The organism is Baaleninema sp. (genome assembly GCF_049974805.1).
Taxonomy (GTDB): domain Bacteria; phylum Cyanobacteriota; class Cyanobacteriia; order Cyanobacteriales; family Geitlerinemataceae; genus Baaleninema.
In genome coordinates this window covers 58,293-75,059 of the sequence record NZ_JBNGCO010000003.1, presented here as the reverse complement: position 1 = coordinate 75,059, position 16,767 = coordinate 58,293, and the positions used below count along the sequence as shown (strand labels likewise).

16 protein-coding genes are annotated in these 16,767 nt (G+C 53.2%); 6 read left to right on the top strand and 10 right to left on the bottom strand.

Annotation, left to right across the window (positions count from 1 at the left end; genetic code table 11):
- Positions 1-109 precede the first annotated feature (109 nt).
- On the top strand, positions 110-745 hold the full coding sequence (locus ACP5D4_RS01355) for a TetR/AcrR family transcriptional regulator (protein WP_428009819.1): 636 nt from the start codon (positions 110-112) through the stop codon (positions 743-745).
- Here the strand turns inward: ACP5D4_RS01355 and ACP5D4_RS01350 are convergent.
- The 4 genes from ACP5D4_RS01350 to ACP5D4_RS01335 form a co-directional block, all read right to left on the bottom strand.
- The gene (locus ACP5D4_RS01350; RefSeq protein WP_428009818.1) at positions 726-1,529 is read right to left on the bottom strand and encodes an HAD-IIB family hydrolase; all 804 of its coding nucleotides are present in this window, start codon (positions 1,527-1,529) and stop codon (positions 726-728) included. The genes ACP5D4_RS01355 and ACP5D4_RS01350 overlap by 20 nt on opposite strands.
- A gap of 105 nt (positions 1,530-1,634) precedes the next feature.
- Complete coding sequence (locus tag ACP5D4_RS01345) at positions 1,635-2,333, bottom strand: M15 family metallopeptidase (RefSeq protein ID WP_428009817.1); 699 nt, start codon at positions 2,331-2,333, stop codon at positions 1,635-1,637.
- A gap of 131 nt (positions 2,334-2,464) precedes the next feature.
- Positions 2,465-4,405 carry a M48 family metalloprotease gene (locus tag ACP5D4_RS01340; protein WP_428009816.1) on the bottom strand — a complete coding sequence of 647 codons (1,941 nt, stop codon included), beginning with the start codon at positions 4,403-4,405 and terminating at the stop codon, positions 2,465-2,467.
- A gap of 471 nt (positions 4,406-4,876) precedes the next feature.
- Entirely contained in the window at positions 4,877-5,485 is a 609-nt protein-coding gene (locus tag ACP5D4_RS01335) for a YbhB/YbcL family Raf kinase inhibitor-like protein (protein ID WP_428009815.1), read from the bottom strand.
- A gap of 178 nt (positions 5,486-5,663) precedes the next feature.
- Between ACP5D4_RS01335 and ACP5D4_RS01330 the strand changes: the two genes are divergently transcribed.
- Entirely contained in the window at positions 5,664-6,914 is a 1,251-nt protein-coding gene (locus ACP5D4_RS01330) for a lipid-A-disaccharide synthase-related protein (protein WP_428009846.1), read from the top strand.
- Between the two features lie 9 nt (positions 6,915-6,923).
- Here the strand turns inward: ACP5D4_RS01330 and ACP5D4_RS01325 are convergent, their stop codons facing one another.
- Positions 6,924-8,207: a hypothetical protein gene (locus tag ACP5D4_RS01325; protein WP_428009814.1), complete on the bottom strand. Its 1,284-nt coding sequence runs from the start codon at positions 8,205-8,207 to the stop codon at positions 6,924-6,926.
- A 302-nt stretch (positions 8,208-8,509) separates the two neighbouring features.
- Between ACP5D4_RS01325 and ACP5D4_RS01320 the strand changes: the two genes are divergently transcribed.
- Positions 8,510-10,258 carry an ABC transporter ATP-binding protein gene (locus ACP5D4_RS01320; protein WP_428009813.1) on the top strand — a complete coding sequence of 583 codons (1,749 nt, stop codon included), beginning with the start codon at positions 8,510-8,512 and terminating at the stop codon, positions 10,256-10,258.
- Between the two features lie 55 nt (positions 10,259-10,313).
- Here ACP5D4_RS01320 and chrA read toward each other — a convergent pair whose 3' ends face one another.
- From chrA to ACP5D4_RS01305, 3 genes are all read right to left on the bottom strand, one after another.
- Entirely contained in the window at positions 10,314-11,552 is a 1,239-nt protein-coding gene (gene chrA, locus ACP5D4_RS01315) for a chromate efflux transporter (protein ID WP_428009812.1), read from the bottom strand.
- A gap of 489 nt (positions 11,553-12,041) precedes the next feature.
- A complete protein-coding gene (locus ACP5D4_RS01310) occupies positions 12,042-12,860 on the bottom strand; it encodes a YfaP family protein (RefSeq protein ID WP_428009811.1) in 819 nt (272 codons plus the stop codon).
- Between the two features lie 25 nt (positions 12,861-12,885).
- Positions 12,886-13,545 (bottom strand): NAD(P)H-binding protein, encoded by a 660-nt coding sequence (locus ACP5D4_RS01305; protein WP_428009810.1) that lies wholly within the window; start codon positions 13,543-13,545, stop codon positions 12,886-12,888.
- A gap of 430 nt (positions 13,546-13,975) precedes the next feature.
- Between ACP5D4_RS01305 and ACP5D4_RS01300 the strand changes: the two genes are divergently transcribed.
- Positions 13,976-14,680 (top strand): DUF1997 domain-containing protein, encoded by a 705-nt coding sequence (locus ACP5D4_RS01300; protein WP_428009809.1) that lies wholly within the window; start codon positions 13,976-13,978, stop codon positions 14,678-14,680.
- Positions 14,681-14,873: 193 nt separating this feature from the next.
- Here ACP5D4_RS01300 and ACP5D4_RS01295 read toward each other — a convergent pair whose 3' ends face one another.
- Both ACP5D4_RS01295 and yidD read right to left on the bottom strand, forming a co-directional pair.
- Positions 14,874-15,344 (bottom strand): DUF4079 domain-containing protein, encoded by a 471-nt coding sequence (locus tag ACP5D4_RS01295; RefSeq protein ID WP_428009808.1) that lies wholly within the window; start codon positions 15,342-15,344, stop codon positions 14,874-14,876.
- Positions 15,345-15,438: 94 nt separating this feature from the next.
- Complete coding sequence (gene yidD / locus ACP5D4_RS01290; RefSeq protein ID WP_428009807.1) at positions 15,439-15,693, bottom strand: membrane protein insertion efficiency factor YidD; 255 nt, start codon at positions 15,691-15,693, stop codon at positions 15,439-15,441.
- Positions 15,694-15,784: 91 nt separating this feature from the next.
- On the opposite strand from yidD, the gene ACP5D4_RS01285 reads away from it, so the two are divergent.
- Together ACP5D4_RS01285 and ACP5D4_RS01280 are read left to right on the top strand one after the other, a co-directional pair.
- Positions 15,785-16,483, top strand: coding sequence for a diacylglycerol/polyprenol kinase family protein (locus ACP5D4_RS01285; protein WP_428009806.1), 699 nt, complete (start codon positions 15,785-15,787; stop codon positions 16,481-16,483).
- A gap of 84 nt (positions 16,484-16,567) precedes the next feature.
- Positions 16,568-16,744, top strand: a complete 177-nt coding sequence (locus tag ACP5D4_RS01280) for a hypothetical protein (protein ID WP_428009805.1) — start codon at positions 16,568-16,570, stop codon at positions 16,742-16,744.
- The last annotated feature ends 23 nt before the right edge of the window (positions 16,745-16,767 follow it).

Here is a 16,767-nt window from a genome sequence, read left to right as displayed (position 1 = left end):
TTCATCGATGAATTTCAACAGATTTAGACCCTCAATGATAGCTTCAATAGTCGCTTGAAACGTTAAATCTTCAAGACAAATTGGTTCTGTTTAGGTTAGTTTGTTTCCTATGGCACGTTGTAAAGAGTTCGAGAGAGAATACGTATTAGAAAAAGCGATGACAGCTTTTTGGTTATACGGATACGAAGGCACTTCCATTCAAATTCTCGTGCAGAGTACGGGAGTACATCGAGGAAGTTTATACGATACCTTTGGCGATAAGCGATCGCTCTTTTGCGAGGTTCTGCACTATTACGATAAAACCACGATCGGCTCCGCTATACAAGCCTTAGAATCCCCGAGCGCCTCCCTCGCGGATTTGATATATTTTTTTAACGGCGTCGTAGAATATAGCCTGTGCGATCGCGATGCAAAAGGCTGCTTTCTCGTTAACTCAGCTATTGAATTTTGCCCCCAAGACTCCGAAATCTCAGAGATAATTTCATCGATTTTCCAGCGTATTGAAAGAGCGTTTCAGAATAGCTTAAAAAACGCACAAATAAAAGGAGAAATATCTCAATCTCGAGACATCGAAGCCTTATCAAAATATTTAATTTCGAGCTTAAAAGGCTTGCGCGTCACCGCAAAAATCGATCCGACACGAGAATCCCTCGATCGCATCAATCGATCGATTTTCGCCACGCTGCAACCGACGCAAGCCGACTCTCAACTTCTCGAGACGAACCTCACTCAAAAATCGACGTGACGGCGTTCGCCCATCCCTGACATCCGTGGCTGGGGGCGACTTCCCAGCCGCGATCGCTCAATTGAGGATGGGGACGTCCTAACATATCGGGGACGACGATGGCACGATCGACCGTTTCCAGCAGTTCCAAATCGTTAGGGCTGTTTCCCAACCCCACCGTCACCAATTCTTCTGTATCGTGACGAAATCGATCGATCAGCCAGCGCACCGCCTTTCCTTTCCCCGCATTTTTCCCAATCAAATGAGAAAAGCGATCGCCCACGACAACACGACAACCCACCGTAGCAACCGCTTCCTCAAGGGTTTTCGGATAAAGATCTTTCGGCGTCACGAACGGTTCCGTAAAATCGCGAGCTTTCGCCCGTTCCGCATCCTCACCAAACAATCCCGTGAATTCCCCCACCTCGTCAAGACTCAAATCGCCCAAACCGCGAAGTTCCTCACCCAAGCGAGTCGCCACCTTCGCCAACTGCTGGCGGGCTTCGGAATAGGTCAAGCCAAAGCGTTTGAGGTGATATCCCTCCCAAGTATCCGTATCAGAAACCTCGAAGCGATCGTCGCCTCGCGCCACGAACACCCCGCTTCCGTTTTCCACAATAAAGGGATCGTTTAAGCCAATTTGTCGGCGCAACAGTTCCACCTCCGCCCGAGTTTTACTCGTTACGGGAATCACGGGTATTTTGCGATTTTTCAACTCCTGCAACACCGGAAGCGCTGCCTCGTAGCGATAATCCTCAGAATTGAGGAGCGTTCCGTCCAGGTCAGTAAACACGATAAAAGCCATAATCTTTAGTAAGACACTCAAAATTTAAAACCAAAATTTAAAACCAAAATTTAAAACCAAAATTTAAAAATTAAAAAAAACATACCTCATCATCCCCTCATCCCCTCACCTCATCATCCCCTCATCCTCTCTCACCATATCCCGCGCTGTCGCAAAGGTGGTTTGACTCTCTGCATCGCCCACCCAACGCCAATGCCAGGGTTCGTAACTGACACAGGGATGAGTGCGAGGAAAAGATAACTCGAACCCGTATTCTCCCGCGTGGATGCGCAGCCACATTCCCGCCATCGACATTTCAAAGTGGGGGTGAACGTCGTATTCTGGGGCGTTGGCGTCGCCGATATCGATCGCGTATCCCGTATGGTGTTCGCTGTATCCCGGCGGTGCCGAGACTCGCGCCCGTTGGGAGAGACTTTGACCCCGTTGGCGGGCGCCACCGAAAAACAGGCTGTATTGCGTCGAGCGATCGCGAAAACCCGAAAGCGGAACCAACTGCACCCCATCGCGGGCGGCCGCTTGCTGCATCGCCAGGAAACTGGCGGCGGCGGGAGCGCGTAAAGATTGACCGTTTCCTACCGACACGAGATCCCGTTGGGGCGCTTCGGGATAGGGAAAATGGCCGTACATGGAGGCGGCGGAAGTCACCGAACAGTCTAACTTCGGTTCCGCTGTGGGAGGTGAGGTTACGTCCGTGAGTGGGGCGGTAGAGGGAGAACTCAGTTGAGCGGTGGCGATCGATGGGGAGAGTCCCCAAATCGAGAGCAGAGCAACCGTCATCTGACAGGCGCGATCGACCCAAGCCATAACGTTTCGTCCGATGCGTTTGGGGTCATTGTACTGGAAGCCTATGCCGAATGCGAACTGCCAAAAAAAGGACGCGCCGCAGCGCGTCCGAACCGTTAAGTTTTGGGAGTTTTGAACTTGGACAAAATCGATTACAACCGAGCTTTAATGGCGGCTAACCGTTCGACCCCTTCAAACGCATAACGTTCGTAGCCGTTGCGTTGAATCAACTCTTCCATATAGCGAACGCGAGAGGCGGGGGCGGGGTGCGTCGAGAGATAGGGAATCGTTGGCCCTCGTTGCTGCTGGCGTAGGGTTTCCATGAAGTTTCGCAAGCCGTCGGCGGCGTATCCCGCACTGTTGATGACGCGAGTTCCCACAATATCCGACTGACGTTCCTGTTTGCGGCTGTAGTCGAGACTGACGAGGGTTCCCAACAAGTCGCCGAAGGGAATTTCGCGGGCGAGGTTGGAGAGGAGGTTGTTGGTGACGATGCGTTGGAAACCGTGGGATAAGACAGCATGACCGACTTCGTGACCCAGGAGTCCGGCCAGTTCCGCTTCCGATCGCGCCGCTTGGATGGCGCCCGTGTTGACGAAGACTTTACCGCCAGGAAGGGCGAAAGCGTTAAGGGTGTCGTCGCGAACCACGTAAAACTCGTAATCGAATTCGTCCCGTCCCATGTACTGAGCGACATCTTGACCGATTTCGTTGACGTAGGTGAGAACTTCAGGATCGTCCAGCATGGGAAGTTCTTGTCGAATTTGAGAAGCCACTTGGTCGCCGAGGTTGGATTCCCCTGCAATCATCAACTGGGCGAGGTTGATGGCTTGGAAAATCGTCGAGGTGGTGCGTCCGGTCAAGACGCCGACGGCTAAGCCTCCGAGACCGCGCAGGGCGATGTTTTCGCGGATTTTGCGCCGAAAGCTGCGGAGATAGCGATCGGAGAGATCGGTCATTTCCTCAGCTTTGGGGTGGTCGGGGTTGACGATGGCGAACTCGCGGGCGATGATGGCGGCTTCGAGGCGCTCTCCTTCTTCGCGGAGGGTTTCGGCTAAGAGTCGCGCCAGGTCGTAGGATTGGGGGAAGCGAGTCGTTGCGTCTTCCAGCATGGCGATCGCTTCTTCGGTGCGATCGTTTTCGATGAGGGATTCAGCGATGAGGGCGTAAGGGGGGGCGAATCCGGGGGCTTCTTCGAGAAGCAATTCTAAGGAGGCTTCGACTTGACTTTCTCGATCGTTGGCTAAGCCGTCCTGAACGTTGTCCCAGTAGACACTTGCGGCGGGTGAAAGTTCCTCTTCCGTGACGGGTTCGGCGATTTGGATTTCGCCTTGGCTGGAAAAGGGGGGTTTGACTTGGCGATAGAGTCGTTCGGCTTCGGCGAGGTTTCCTTGGAGGTAGAGACGATCGGCTTGGGCGAGAATTTCTTCGTCTCGGGTCAAGGACAACGAACCGCTAGAGGGGGCAGAAACGCTGGCGGGATCGGGTTTGCTGGCGGTGGGAGAAGCAGCGTCTAGGTCGTAGACGCTGAGGCTGTAGCGTCCCCGTCCTCGGGCGTCTCTGGCGTTGGCGACGATGCGATAGGTTCCGCTGGTGGGAAGGGTGACGGTGAGTTCGGCGTTGGTGTCGTTGCGGGTGCGATCGTCGTTTTCCCCGAGGGGGCGATCGTCGGGTCCGAGAAGGATGAGGTAGGTGTCGAAATCCCGGCTTTCGAGTTGGATGCGGACTTCTTGTCCGGCTCGTCCTTCAAAGCTATAAACGTCGAACCGACTGCGATCGCGCAAGACTTCATCGCTGTTATCGAGGGTTCCGTTTTGTTGGAAGATTTGACGTTGAGCGATTTGTGGGGCGTTAGTATCAAAGCGATCGCCGTTTAAGGCTTTTTGGGATTTGTCCGTCGCGATCGTCACGTCTGACACCGGATAGGTTTTTAAACTCAGAGATTTGTGGGGGTGCAGTCTCAGAGCGTTTTCGCTGGGCGTTGCGGCGACGACGCCTTTGAGTAACAGGGGAATGTTGGGCAAAAATAGGTTTAAACTGAGAAAAAATGCCGTTCCTAAAAGAAAGCAGAAAAAGTTGCGTAGGCGTTTCATGGTTGGAATGGGTGAGGAATTTTGGGGGCGAAAATAGAGCGAACAAGCGATTGAAAACAGTGGAAATTCTTGGCGTCGGCTGGTTAGATTTCGAGAGGGGCGTTGTCGGGGCTGGTTAAGACCCTATCCAATTCAAGTTATTAAACATAGATGAAAAAACACTTAAAAATGTTTCGCAGCCAGGAGCAAACGCTTTGCATTTTACCGAGTCAAACTCGGAATTTCAGGACTTCGATCGATAATCTTTAGATCTTTTTCTGGGCAGCGATCGCACCGAGACCTACTCTTCGCCCCTCGATCTCAAGTCTGTCGAGAATTAGATGAATAAATTCTATTTTGTCAAGATATCGGCGCGTTTTTTAATAAAAATTAACAAAACAACGATCGATCCCGATCGCAGCCTAGCCCAGACAGCAAAGGATCGATCGCCCGTTTGAGACAATTTTGCGATCGGTCGTCGTCTTGTCCGAACTAGCGTTGGCGGGAATAGATGCCAACGAGTTCCCCTTGGGCGAGAACGTGACCTTCCATCGCCTCGAGAACCTTCGCCTTCGTCACCCCCGCCTCGAGACCGAGGGTCGTATCCAAAGCGTACAGCTTAAAAAAGTAGCGGTGGGTTCCGCCCGGAGGACAGGGGCCGCCATACTTCTGTTTGCCGAAATCGTTTTTGCCAAACCTGCCGTTGGGCGCTCTTCCCTCCGCAATTTGTCTCGTGTCCGAGGGAATATCGAAGACCACCCAATGGACGAAAGTGCCGATGGGGGCGTCGGGATCGTCCACAATCAAGGCCAGACTTTGCGTTCCTTCTGGGGGGGCTTCCCAGTTTAACGGCGGAGACAGATCCTGTCCGTCGCAGGTGTATTTTTGGGGAATAGCAGTATTGGCGGTGAAGGCAGTGCTGGTAAGGTTCATATCTGGTAGGGTTTCATCTACAGTGTCGAGGGTGGCACGGTCGCCACTGGCTTCGCAAGCGGTGAGCATTAAGCCCGTCAGCGCGAAGAATTTCAGGGTTTGGCGGCGAGAGAGCATGAGACTTGAGAAGGCTGGAAGGGGTCGGTTAAAACCCGTTTCGATCGCCATCTTAATCGCCTCCAGCCCGTAGGGAGGGAAACAAATTTACCTTTCACCACACTAGAGACAGAGGACATAGAGGTTCTGGGATTGGGAAAACGATCGCTCTCGGTTTGAACCTCCGAGGCCAGATCGGCTTCAAAATTGAGATACCCTGTAAAACGTCGTCTTGAAGGTTGGGTTAGGCGTGAAGCTACTGTGCTTGAGTAACGGTCATGGAGAAGACGCGATCGCCGTGGGGATTTTGCGTCGCCTCCAACAACATCCCCAAGCCCCGGAACTGGCAGCACTTCCCCTCGTGGGAGAAGGTCGCGCCTATAACGACCTCGACGACGTGCCGATTGTGGGGCCGGTCAAGAAAATGCCCTCCGGCGGATTCGTCTATATGGACGGACGTCAACTGTGGCGAGACCTGCGTGGGGGCTTGGTGGGACTGACCTTAGCCCAGCGGCGGGTAGTGCGAACCTGGGGACGGGAAGGGGGCGCGATTTTAGCCGTCGGCGATATCGTTCCCTTGTTACTGGCTTGGATGAGTGGCGTCAATTACGCCTTTGTGGGAACAGCGAAATCGGAATATTACCTACGAGACGATATCGGCCTGTTACCGCGACGCACTTGGTTTGAAAAACTCGAAAGTTGGTCGGGGTCGGTGTATTTGCCCTGGGAACGCTGGCTGATGACCCGAAAACGTTGCCGTGCCGTATTTCCCCGCGATGGCTTGACAACCCGTTACTTACAAAAATTCAACGTTCCCGCTTACGATTTGGGCAATCCCATGATGGACGGGTTGGAAGGGGAACCCGTCAGCGAGGAGGAAGAAACCAATCGGGTGTTGACGGTGGCGTTGATGCCGGGATCGCGATCGCCCGAAGCCGAAACCAACTGGGAACAAATCGTCAAAACGGCGGCAATTTTACGAGACAGCCAATCGAACCGCGCGATCGCCTTTTTAGCCCCCATCGCCCCCGGACTCGATCTCGATCCCTTCTGTCGCGTCCTCGAAACCTACGGTTGGCAATCCGCCGAACGCAAATCGTCCCTGACCGCCTCCGATCCCGAGGCGCGAAGCTTCAGTCAGGCCAAAGCAACCCTCATCCTCACCCAACGGGCTTTTGCCGACTGTTTGCGCCGTGCGGACGTGGCGATCGCGATGGCGGGAACCGCAACCGAACAGTTTGTGGGATTGGGGAAACCCGCCATCGCCCTACCGGGAACCGGACCGCAATACACCCCCGCCTTTGCCGAAGCTCAAAGCCGCCTGTTGGGGCCGTCGCTGATTTTGCTCGATCGCCCCGAAAAAATCACCGATGTCGTAGAACAGTTACTCACCGATCCCGACTGGCTGCAATCCATCGCTGAAAACGGCCGTCGCCGCATGGGAGAACCCGGCGCCAGCGATCGCATCGCCGACTATTTAATACAACTTTTGCTCGATTAGGGATTTCGATTAGGGATTGGCGAAAGTATTAATTTCCCCATTACCGATAGCCCGTCCCGGCGGCGTGCGAGGGACTGAAAACTGTTGAGGCGGCGCAGTCGGATAAGCGTAAGGCGTCGCCGAAGGCGTCGTCGCCCCACCGGAAAAACCCGTTCCCGAATTCACTGAAAACGGATTTCCCGTCGTCGGCATTCCGTTGAGGTTGCCGTTGAGGTTATCGTAAGGATTGACGTTGTCCGCCGTTGGAGAAGTCGCCCCAAACGTCGGCCGTCGATACGTCGGCGTCGGAACCGTCGAAGGAGAGGGAGTCGGCGTTCCGTTGAGGTTGAGGTTGCCGTAAGGATTGGCGTAGGGATTGGAATTGCCGCTATTATCGTCGGACTCGGGAACTCCCGCGTTGGGATTGTAGGGATAGCCTGTAAACTGCGGTATCGACGAACCCGGCGGCGTCTCTTCAGAAGACTGCGGGAACGGCGCCGGAGTGGCGAACAAAGGTAGCGTTTCCGCCGAGGTCGCCCGTCCGTCTCGGTTCGTCTCGGCAGCATTCCCCTCGTCCGTGTCGTTGTTTTCTCGGCCGTTCCCAGTATTTGCCGAGGGATTTTCAGAGGGATTTTCAGCAGAGTCCTCCGCTTCTGCGGAATGCTGGCGGCCGTTTTGGCCGAAACTGGGGAGGGTCGATCGATCGGCATCCAACTGCAAAAAGTTTGCCAGGGTGTCGTTTTCTCCCGAGTTGGTATCCCTCTCCGTCGCGGGAGATAAAAAGAAGTTAGACCCAGCAGCGTCCTGGGATGGGGCTTCTTCCTCGTCCGACGCGCCAAACAAGCCAAAGGACGAGAGATCTAAGGCAAAAACGTTACCGTCCGAGGCATCTTCGGAATTCGACGAACTGCCGGGAAGTTCGTAATCTGACGAGATCCTCTCGATTAATCGATCGATATTTTCCCGGCGGGCTTCAGCGGCGTTACTTTGACGAGAACCCGAAGCGGGTGTCGGGGCGGGGGATGCCTCCGCCATCAAACTCCGAAGCACATCAGAACTATCGATATCCGCCGCAATTTGGGCGTCTTCGTGTGACAGCTCTCCTTGCCATTCCGAACCGGTTCCAGAAAGCTCGGTGTCGTTGTCTGTTTCTGCGTTCGTATTGTCCGACGAGTTCAGGCGTTTGGCATATTCCCAACCCACCCCGAGGACTAAGGCAACCCCCACGGCGGACAACCACACCGACGGACGCGCCAAGGAACGCAATCGAGCGCGTAAGATGTGGATCGAATTCGGAAGATGTTTAATGGGCATCTTTTTATAGTGAGCCGCGAAGCGGCGAGCAGTGAGTTGTCAGTGGTCAGTTTTGAGGGATGTGTGGGAAGTTCTCAACTGTAGTTTTGAAGGGCGATTGCAGTTGTGACGATCGAATCGCACGCTATCGCTTCTATTGTATCTGTTCTTGAGGGGTCGCATTACAGGGAACGGAGAAGAGTGGCGATGAGATGACCGGATAATGTGATGATGTGAACTTCTCTCCTCACCCCATCACTCCATCCCCTGGCCTGCTTTAAGATAGATGTCTAGCTCGTAGCCTCGTCCTCGCTGGAAGTTTAATGACTCGTTCCAAACTCGACAAACTGTTTTTCTATCTCAAGCCGCACTGGAAACAGGCGGTGTTGGGAACGATCGCCCTCCTCATCGTGAACGCCTTGGGAGTATATATTCCCTGGCTGATTCGCAACGGTATCGACGAGTTGCAAGTCACCTTCAGTTTCGATCGCGTTCAACGGTACGTCATTCTCATTTTCCTCCTCGCCAGCGTCATGTGGGGGATTCGGGTGGCGTCGCGGATGTTACTGTTCGGAATTGGGCGTCAGGTAGAATTCGATCTCAAACAGCGCATTTTCCAACATTTGCTGCACCTGGACGCCGGTTATTTTTCTAAAAGTACCATTGGCGACCTCATCAACCGCGCCACCAGCGATGTAGACAACATTCGTCGCCTGTTGGGATTTGCCGTTCTCAGTCTGTTGAATACGCTTTTCGCCTATGCGTTGACGCTTCCCGTGATGCTGTCGATTAACGTGAGACTGACGGTCTTGGCCTTGGCGGTGTACCCGGCGATGTTTTTCATCGTATGGCTGTTTAGCGGACGACTGCGAACCCAACAACTCGACGTACAAGAAAAACTTTCCCGCGTCAGCGAACTGATTCAAGAGGATATGAGCGGGATTTCTCTGGTGAAGATTTACGGACAAGAGAAGAACGAACAACGGGCGTTTCGTCACGTCAACGAACAGTTACTTGAAAGTAATTTGGCCTTAGCCCGAACCCGAACGATTCTGTTTCCCTTTTTGCAGGGGTTGGCGGGGGCGAGTTTGTTGGTGTTGCTGGCGTTTGGTGCCGGGAGTATCGCCGACGGCGCCATCGATGTCGGGGATTTCGTGGCGTTGATTTTGTACGTGGAACGGTTGGTGTTTCCCACGGCGTTGTTGGGCTTTACGCTGACGGTGTACCAACGGGGTGAGGTGAGTATCGATCGCATCGAATCGATTTTCACCACGGAATCGAAAATTCAAGAAGCCCCAGACGCCATCGCCCTTCCACCAGAGGAAGCCCTCGGACGCCTCGACGCCCGCCATCTCAGTTATACCTATCCCAGTGCGGAAACTCCGGCCTTAAACGATGTCAGTTTCGACATCGAACCGGGGGAAACCGTCGCCGTTGTCGGTTCGATTGGTTCGGGGAAATCTACCCTCGCCAACGCCATTCCTCGGGTGTTGGATATCGAAGCCGAACGATTGTTTCTCGACGGGTACGACGTGACGAAACTGCGGTTGCAGGATTTGCGAGGATCGATCGCCGTAGTGCCGCAAGATAGTTTTCTCTTCAGTACCACGATTCGCGATAACATCCGCTACGGCAACCCCACCGCCTCTCAAGCGGAAGTGGAACGGGCGGCGAAATTAGCCCAAATTCACGAGGAAATTCTCAACTTCCCCAAACAGTACGATACCGTCGTCGGCGAACGGGGAATTACCCTTTCGGGCGGACAGCGACAGCGGACGGCGTTAGCGAGAGCCTTGTTGACAGACGCCCCGATTTTGATTCTCGACGACGCTCTTTCCAGCGTGGACAATCAGACCGCCACGCGGATTTTGGAAGAACTCTCGGCGGGAACGCAGCGGAAAACGGTGTTGTTTGTCTCTCACCAGCTTTCGGCGGCGGCCACCGCCGATCGAATTTTCGTTCTCGACGAAGGTAAAATCGTGCAGAACGGCAGCCATAAAGCCCTTGTGGAACAGCCGGGATTGTATCGATCGCTCTGGGAAGAACAAAAACTCGAAGCCCTGTTGCGATAAGCGTTTTCCGAAGAGTCACGATTGGCGTTGAAGACAGGGGTTTGGGAACGAGCTTTCAAGGTTGAACCCACGCGACGAACAAACCGATTGCTGCCCCCGCTAAAATCAACTGCCACGTGGCGACTTTAAACCGCAACAGTGCCACCATCGCGGCGATGCCTATTCCGCCCGCTAATACCGATTTCCCAATCGTCTCCTGAGTGAGCGAGGCTTGAGCCAGGGGAATGGCGGCAGCGGCGATCGCACCGAGAACGGCAGGGGTGACGCCTTTTAAAAAGGCTTGAATCCAGGGATTTTCTCGCAATCGCAACCAAACGGGCATTGCCAACATAATGAAGGCAAAAGAAGGGAAAAACACCCCCACAGACGCCGCTAACGCCCCTAAAACTCCGGATACTTTATAGCCGACAAATGCCGCCGTCAGAACCACAGGACCCGGACTCAACTGCCCGATGGCGACGCCGTTGATGAACTCTTCTCGCGTCAACCATTGCAGGCGATCGACCACCTCGAATTCAATCAGGGGAATAATCACCAATCCCCCGCCAAAAATCAAACTGCCAACTTTCACGAAAAACCACACCAGAGGCAAGCCAAAAACAGCAATTCGTTCCCAGCCCCAGAAACTTTCAGAAACTAGAGTTTGGAGTACGTTTGAAGGCTTCGCCGTTCCCCAAACTGTCGGCAGCGTGGGCGTCAACCAAGCGGCGTTTGGTTTTTGGGGCGCGTATAAATACAAACCGAACGCCCCCGCCAACAAAAATAAAATTAAAACGTTAATTTTCGCCAGAAACATCAACAGAAAAATGGCGATCGAAATCGCCCAGCCCGCCCGATTTGAAAGCGTTTTTTTAGCTAATTTCCAACAAAAGCCAAACACGATCGCCGTGACGATGGGGGAAATTCCTAAAAATAACGCCTCGATTTGAGGCACCCCTTGAAACTGAAAATATCCCCAGGACAACGCCACCACAATTAGAAACGCCGGGGCGATAAAACAGAATCCCGCCACCAACGCACCCAGTTGCCCCGCCCGGATATATCCGGTGTAAATTCCCATTTGCGTCGAAGCCGGACCCGGTAACATCTGACACACCGCCAGTCCTTCTGTAAACTGCTGTTGCGTCATCCAATTTCGACGCACGACGGCTTCGTTATTAATCATTGCAATGTGGGCTTGGGGACCGCCGAAGCCGATGGTTCCAAGTTTTAAAAATACCCCGGCTAAAGAGACTAAACGCTCGAATAGCGTTGAAGATTCGGAGGTTTGTCGGTCGTTAGATGGAACGGTCATATGAAGTCTTTAACCCGTTTTTTGAATTGATTACTTTATAACTTAGGGAATTGGATTCGAGGAAACGTAATAAAAACTTTGATGTTTGTTTGCTGTTTTATTGGAGACTATTAAACGATCGACTGATAGCCATACTAAATACCTTTGTTCGAGGTTGAGTGTCACTTCTATTAATTTCCAAAATTGACTTAGGATTGCTATAATTTAAAGTTTAATTCTTAGTCGGAATTCAACCGGACGGACAAAATAGGCTTATCGTCGCCGCTCATCAACAAATTTCTCAAAGGCGTCTCCCTCATCGGGGGCATCTCAAACATGCAAATCGTCAGAAACCCGATATCCCGTCTCTTAGAGATACCGGGTTTTTCTAAGTGGATATTTTGACTTTCTTTGAAATGCCCCCCGTCCTCTGTCCGATGAAACCGTTAGGATCTTCGCGCCGCGACTGGGGTTGTTGAGAACGGCGATCGCAGGTAGAGGCCAGGCGCATCAAGGGGACAGAGTCGTTGGCGGGAGCGAAAACGGGAAGGTCACTGTAGTTTGGTCGTTGCTCACAGTTCCCGTTTCCGTGCGGGTTTCGCCCTGAGTGAGAATCGTCAGCTCGAAGGGAATCGGTTCTGAGGAGGTAGTACAGCGGGTAAACAGCGTCACAGACACTAAATATTCTCCTTCCGGCGCCTCCCCCGTCGGCCAAAATACGTTTTCGACGGGGTTTGAAGTGGAATTCATACATCCGGCGTTCGAGTCTACGTCTAACTGTCCTCCCGATGCCACAGAGGGATTCCCGAAAAAGGCCGTGTTCCCGTTAGGATCGGTGACGGCGAGATCGAGATCGTCGGTGGTCTCCCAGCGTAACGTCACCTGTACGTCTCCGGTCCCGAGAACTGGCTCGCTGTCGCTCGGCGCCGGTTCGGCAGGGATCGCGTCGAAACCGAGGAGTTCGCGGGTATTGGGATAGTATCGCGCCCAAGTCGTGACGTCAGGTTCCCCTCTCCATTGGTCGCGGCGCACGTCCACCGAGAGCAGGGGGGCGACGAGTCCCTCGTTTTCTCCCATGACGATGATCGAAACGTCGCTGACGACGATATCGGTATCGAACAGGCGTTGAACTTCCCCTTGGGCTAAGTCTTCCGCCCGTTGCAGCATTTGCACGTAGGATTCCCCGGCTTCCCGTTGTAAGGGAAGGTTGAGGCGTTCGGTGACGGCGAGGGCGGGGGGTAGGTCGATCGCCGTCGAGATCGTCCAGTTTACGGTTGCGCCGGCGATGAAGGCCGCGAGACCCCACGGTACGATTCGATTGACCAACACGGTTGTTTCTCCCTGATGTGAGGCGCTAACCTACGCCTGCGAACAGTTGCGCGATCTCGGTTTTTGGGGCGTCAGCTTTGGCGACGATCTCAACAATTTTATTGCGAGCGTCGGGACAAAACAACGCTTCGACACAAACGCGAGCGACTTTGGCGCGAGGAATGCTCCCCTCGAACAGGCTATCGGCGGAGCGCATGATGATGGGGGAGGCGCTGTCTTCGTTTTTCAAGCCGCCGGGACGGACGATCGTATAGGTCAAGCCGCTTGTTTGCAGGTATTCTTCGGCTTGTTTTTTCCAGTACAACACCAACCAGAACAGGTTGAGCGGATGGAAAAACTGCGACACGCAGAGGGAACTGACGAGAACAAACTGTTGGATACCCTTATCTCGGGCGGCATCGACGAGGTGTTTCGTGCCTTCGAGATCGACTTTGTAGGGACGGGTGGGGTCGAGGCTGGGTTGGGCGCCTGTGGCGCATAAGACTATGGTACTATCGCCGATGGCTTCGGGGAGGCTGTCCGGTTGGAGTACGTCTCCCGTGACGAGTTCGGCTTGGGGGGGAAGGAGATCTCGGGCGCGATCGAGGTTGCGCACGAGGGCGCGAACGGGGATGTCTCGTCGGACGAGTTCGGCGACGATACGACGTCCGGTTTCTCCGGTGGCTCCTGCGACAAATGCTTTCATGGTTTTGTCAGGTGAAATGACGTACCGTCGCCATTCTACTGCGATTTTTGGCGCTTGTCGGAGGCAGATCCTCCAGATCTGCCGGGTCGATCGATCGCCTTCACAACCGCTAAAATTGCTGAAGCGACCCCTCGAAGTCCTTCGTCAATTCTTTAAAAAATTTCGAGATAGCTGTATTTTTTTTTACAAAAAGTCGCGCGATCGTGCGGTTGACAACGATGCCGTTTTGTTGTGAATTCCTGAGTTCGATGAATTGCGGTGAAATCGCTGTGGCGACTGCGATGCCACAGCGTAAGGTTTTCAAAGAGATTTGTTAAAATTTCCGAGAAAACACTCATTGCATCCCTCGATCGAGCGAGTAACCTAGAAATAGGAGGGACTTATTTGAAAGTCTAGGTACGCCAACTCAGCACGCAAGGAAGCATCGACTATGCAGTCGTCTATTAACGAGCCGCAATTGGGCAGTCTTACTGCAACCGCCCTCGATATCGGGGATGCCGCTACAGAATCACTCGAGAGCGATCGCCTATTCTGGTTTCGCAGCCAGTTTACTGGGGTCATGGAAATGTACGCCGACGCCGACACCGTCGCCGATTATTTAGACGCACATCAGGGATGGTTTCCTCGCTGCGCGGCACCGATGCAAGTCAAACCCCTCAGTCCCAACGGCTACGCCCTCACCATCGGGCGTTTTGGCGCGTTAGGCTATCACGTGGAACCGAAAATCGGCTTGGAATTGGTTCCCCAACACGATGGGGTTTACGATATCGAAACCATTCCAATTCCCGATTATGTCGCACCGGGTTACGAAGTGGAGTTCCAAGCTCGTCAAATTCTCTCGAGGGTTGCGGATTCCGACGGCCGCCCCATTACCCGCGTTGAATGGCAACTCGATTTGGCGGTGGGGGTGTGTTTCCCGAAATTTATCTTGGCTTTGTCCCCTGCTTTGATTCAAAAAACGGGCGATCGTCTGATCGCGCAAATCGTTAAACAAGTTTCCCGTCGTCTGACTCACAAAGTCCAAGAAGACTTTCACGCTACACTCGGTCAAGACGCTCTCGAAACCTATCGCAAACTTCGTAAGGTTCGTACCAGTTTTTACTGTACGCCCGTGGTCGAAGCGGCGGCGAGTTAGACTGACTCGATTTGACGAATATTGTTACTTGAAGAAGTTGGCTTGAGTTGACCGTAAAAAAGCCGACTTTTGATAAAAAGCCGGGTTTTTCTTGGAATTCTAAATGAGATCGTATCGGTTCGATTTGGCAATTTCAAACCGTTCTCTAATTGCCCCAATTGTCAAATTCAGCCTGTCGAACGCCATCTATTCATTAAAAGTTATCGAGAATGCGCGAGACAATATCCATGCCCGTCACCGCTTGCCATGCAAACAAACCCACGAGCAGCGTGTTTGCAGCAATGTGCGTGTAACGCGCCCAGTCTTTTCCGTTTTGCATCAACGGCGCGAGAGAGGCAGAAATCGCAATTAATCCCGTCATCCCCAAACCGACGAGCAGGTGAGGTCCGAGGAACAATTTACCGTTGTTGATATAGGTGACTGCCATACCGCCAAGGGTGCCGAGAACCATTCCGGCTAACAGTAACGAGCCAATTTGAAAGTGTTTGGTTCGGAATTGTCCTTTGACTAACTCTTTCTTTTCTTCACCCGTCGCCGAACGGGTTTTGCGGACTTTCATACCTGTATAGCCCGCGTACAGGGCTACAGCTAACAGCACCCACATGAGTAGGGGATGCCCGAAATTTAACCAGGGTTTAATCGACTCGGGAATTAGCGAATCCATAAACAGATGTTCTCCTCTGTGCGGTTCGTAATAAAACTTAGCACAGTTACAAACTGTGACGGAACGTCTTATTGGGACAAAGTTCTAGATTCCCCTAATGCTGACAGGATTCGTCGCCCTCGAGGGGGGGGACGGGATCGTAACCGCCGGGATGGAAGGGGTGACAGCGCAACAGGCGACGCAGCGCCAGCCAAGCGCCACGCCACAGTCCGAACCGTTCGATGGCTTCGATCGCATACTGGGAACAAGTGGGACGAAACCGACAGGAGGGCATCGTCCAAGGGGAAATTAACAGGCGATAGGCTCGAATCAATCCCAGCAATAGGGCTTTTAGGAGGTTGTTTATCATCTATTTGTTGTCTCGATCGAGTCCGGTGGCGACTCGCGATCGTCTACATTAACAATATTGACATGACGCGATCGCAGAATTGATGGTCCTAATGGCAGCAGATATCGGCTTTTCCGAACTCCGCGTTCCCCTTTGGCTCTCCGGCGGACTCGTCTTAGTCTGGTTGGGGGTCATCCTCACCGTCGCCGAAAGCCTCTACCAGTTCAAACACACCACCTCGGAGGTGACTCGAAAAATCGTTCATATCGGGACGGGAAACGTCATTTTACTGGCGTGGATGTTTGAAATTCCCGCCTGGGTAGGGGTGGGAGCCGCTATCGTCGCGGGATCGATCGCTTTACTCTCTCACCGATTGCCGATTTTTCCGGGGATTAACGGCGTCGGACGCCAAAGTTGGGGAACCTTTTTCTACGCTGTCAGTATGGGCGTTCTCATTGGCTGGTTTTGGGAAATCGAACAACCCTATTACGCGGCTTTGGGTATTCTCGTCATGGCGTGGGGAGACGGACTCGCCGCCCTCGTCGGTCAAAATTTCGGCAAACATCCCTATCGGGTTTTCGGGATGAAAAAAAGCGTTGAAGGTACGCTGACGATGTTCGGCGTGAGTTATCTCGTCAGTACGCTGGTGTTGTCCGCCTCTGATGGTTCGATCGCACATATTCTCTGGATATCGGCGATTGTGGCAGCGATCGCCACGGGCTTAGAATCCTTCTCAAACTGGGGATTCGACAACTTCAGCGTTCCCGTCGGTACCGCAGCCGCCGCGTTTTTCTTACTGCAAATCATCTGAGAATTGACCATTGATAATTTCTCCCCTTCTCCCCTTCTCCCCTTCTCCGGAAGCTCTTTCTCGCCGAAATCTCATTGAAACGAAATGAAACGAGTGGTTTTAGTTCACGGCATTTTCAGACAGTCGCGGGTGTTCCGCAAACTGGCGTCTCGCTTGAAAACGCTGGGATATGACGTCACCGCCCCGGATTTGTACCATCAGTTCGGAGCGTTGAGTTTAACGGAAGTCGCCGAACAGCTTAAAAGTCACGACCCACTTTGACGACGGCGAACCCTTCGATTTGG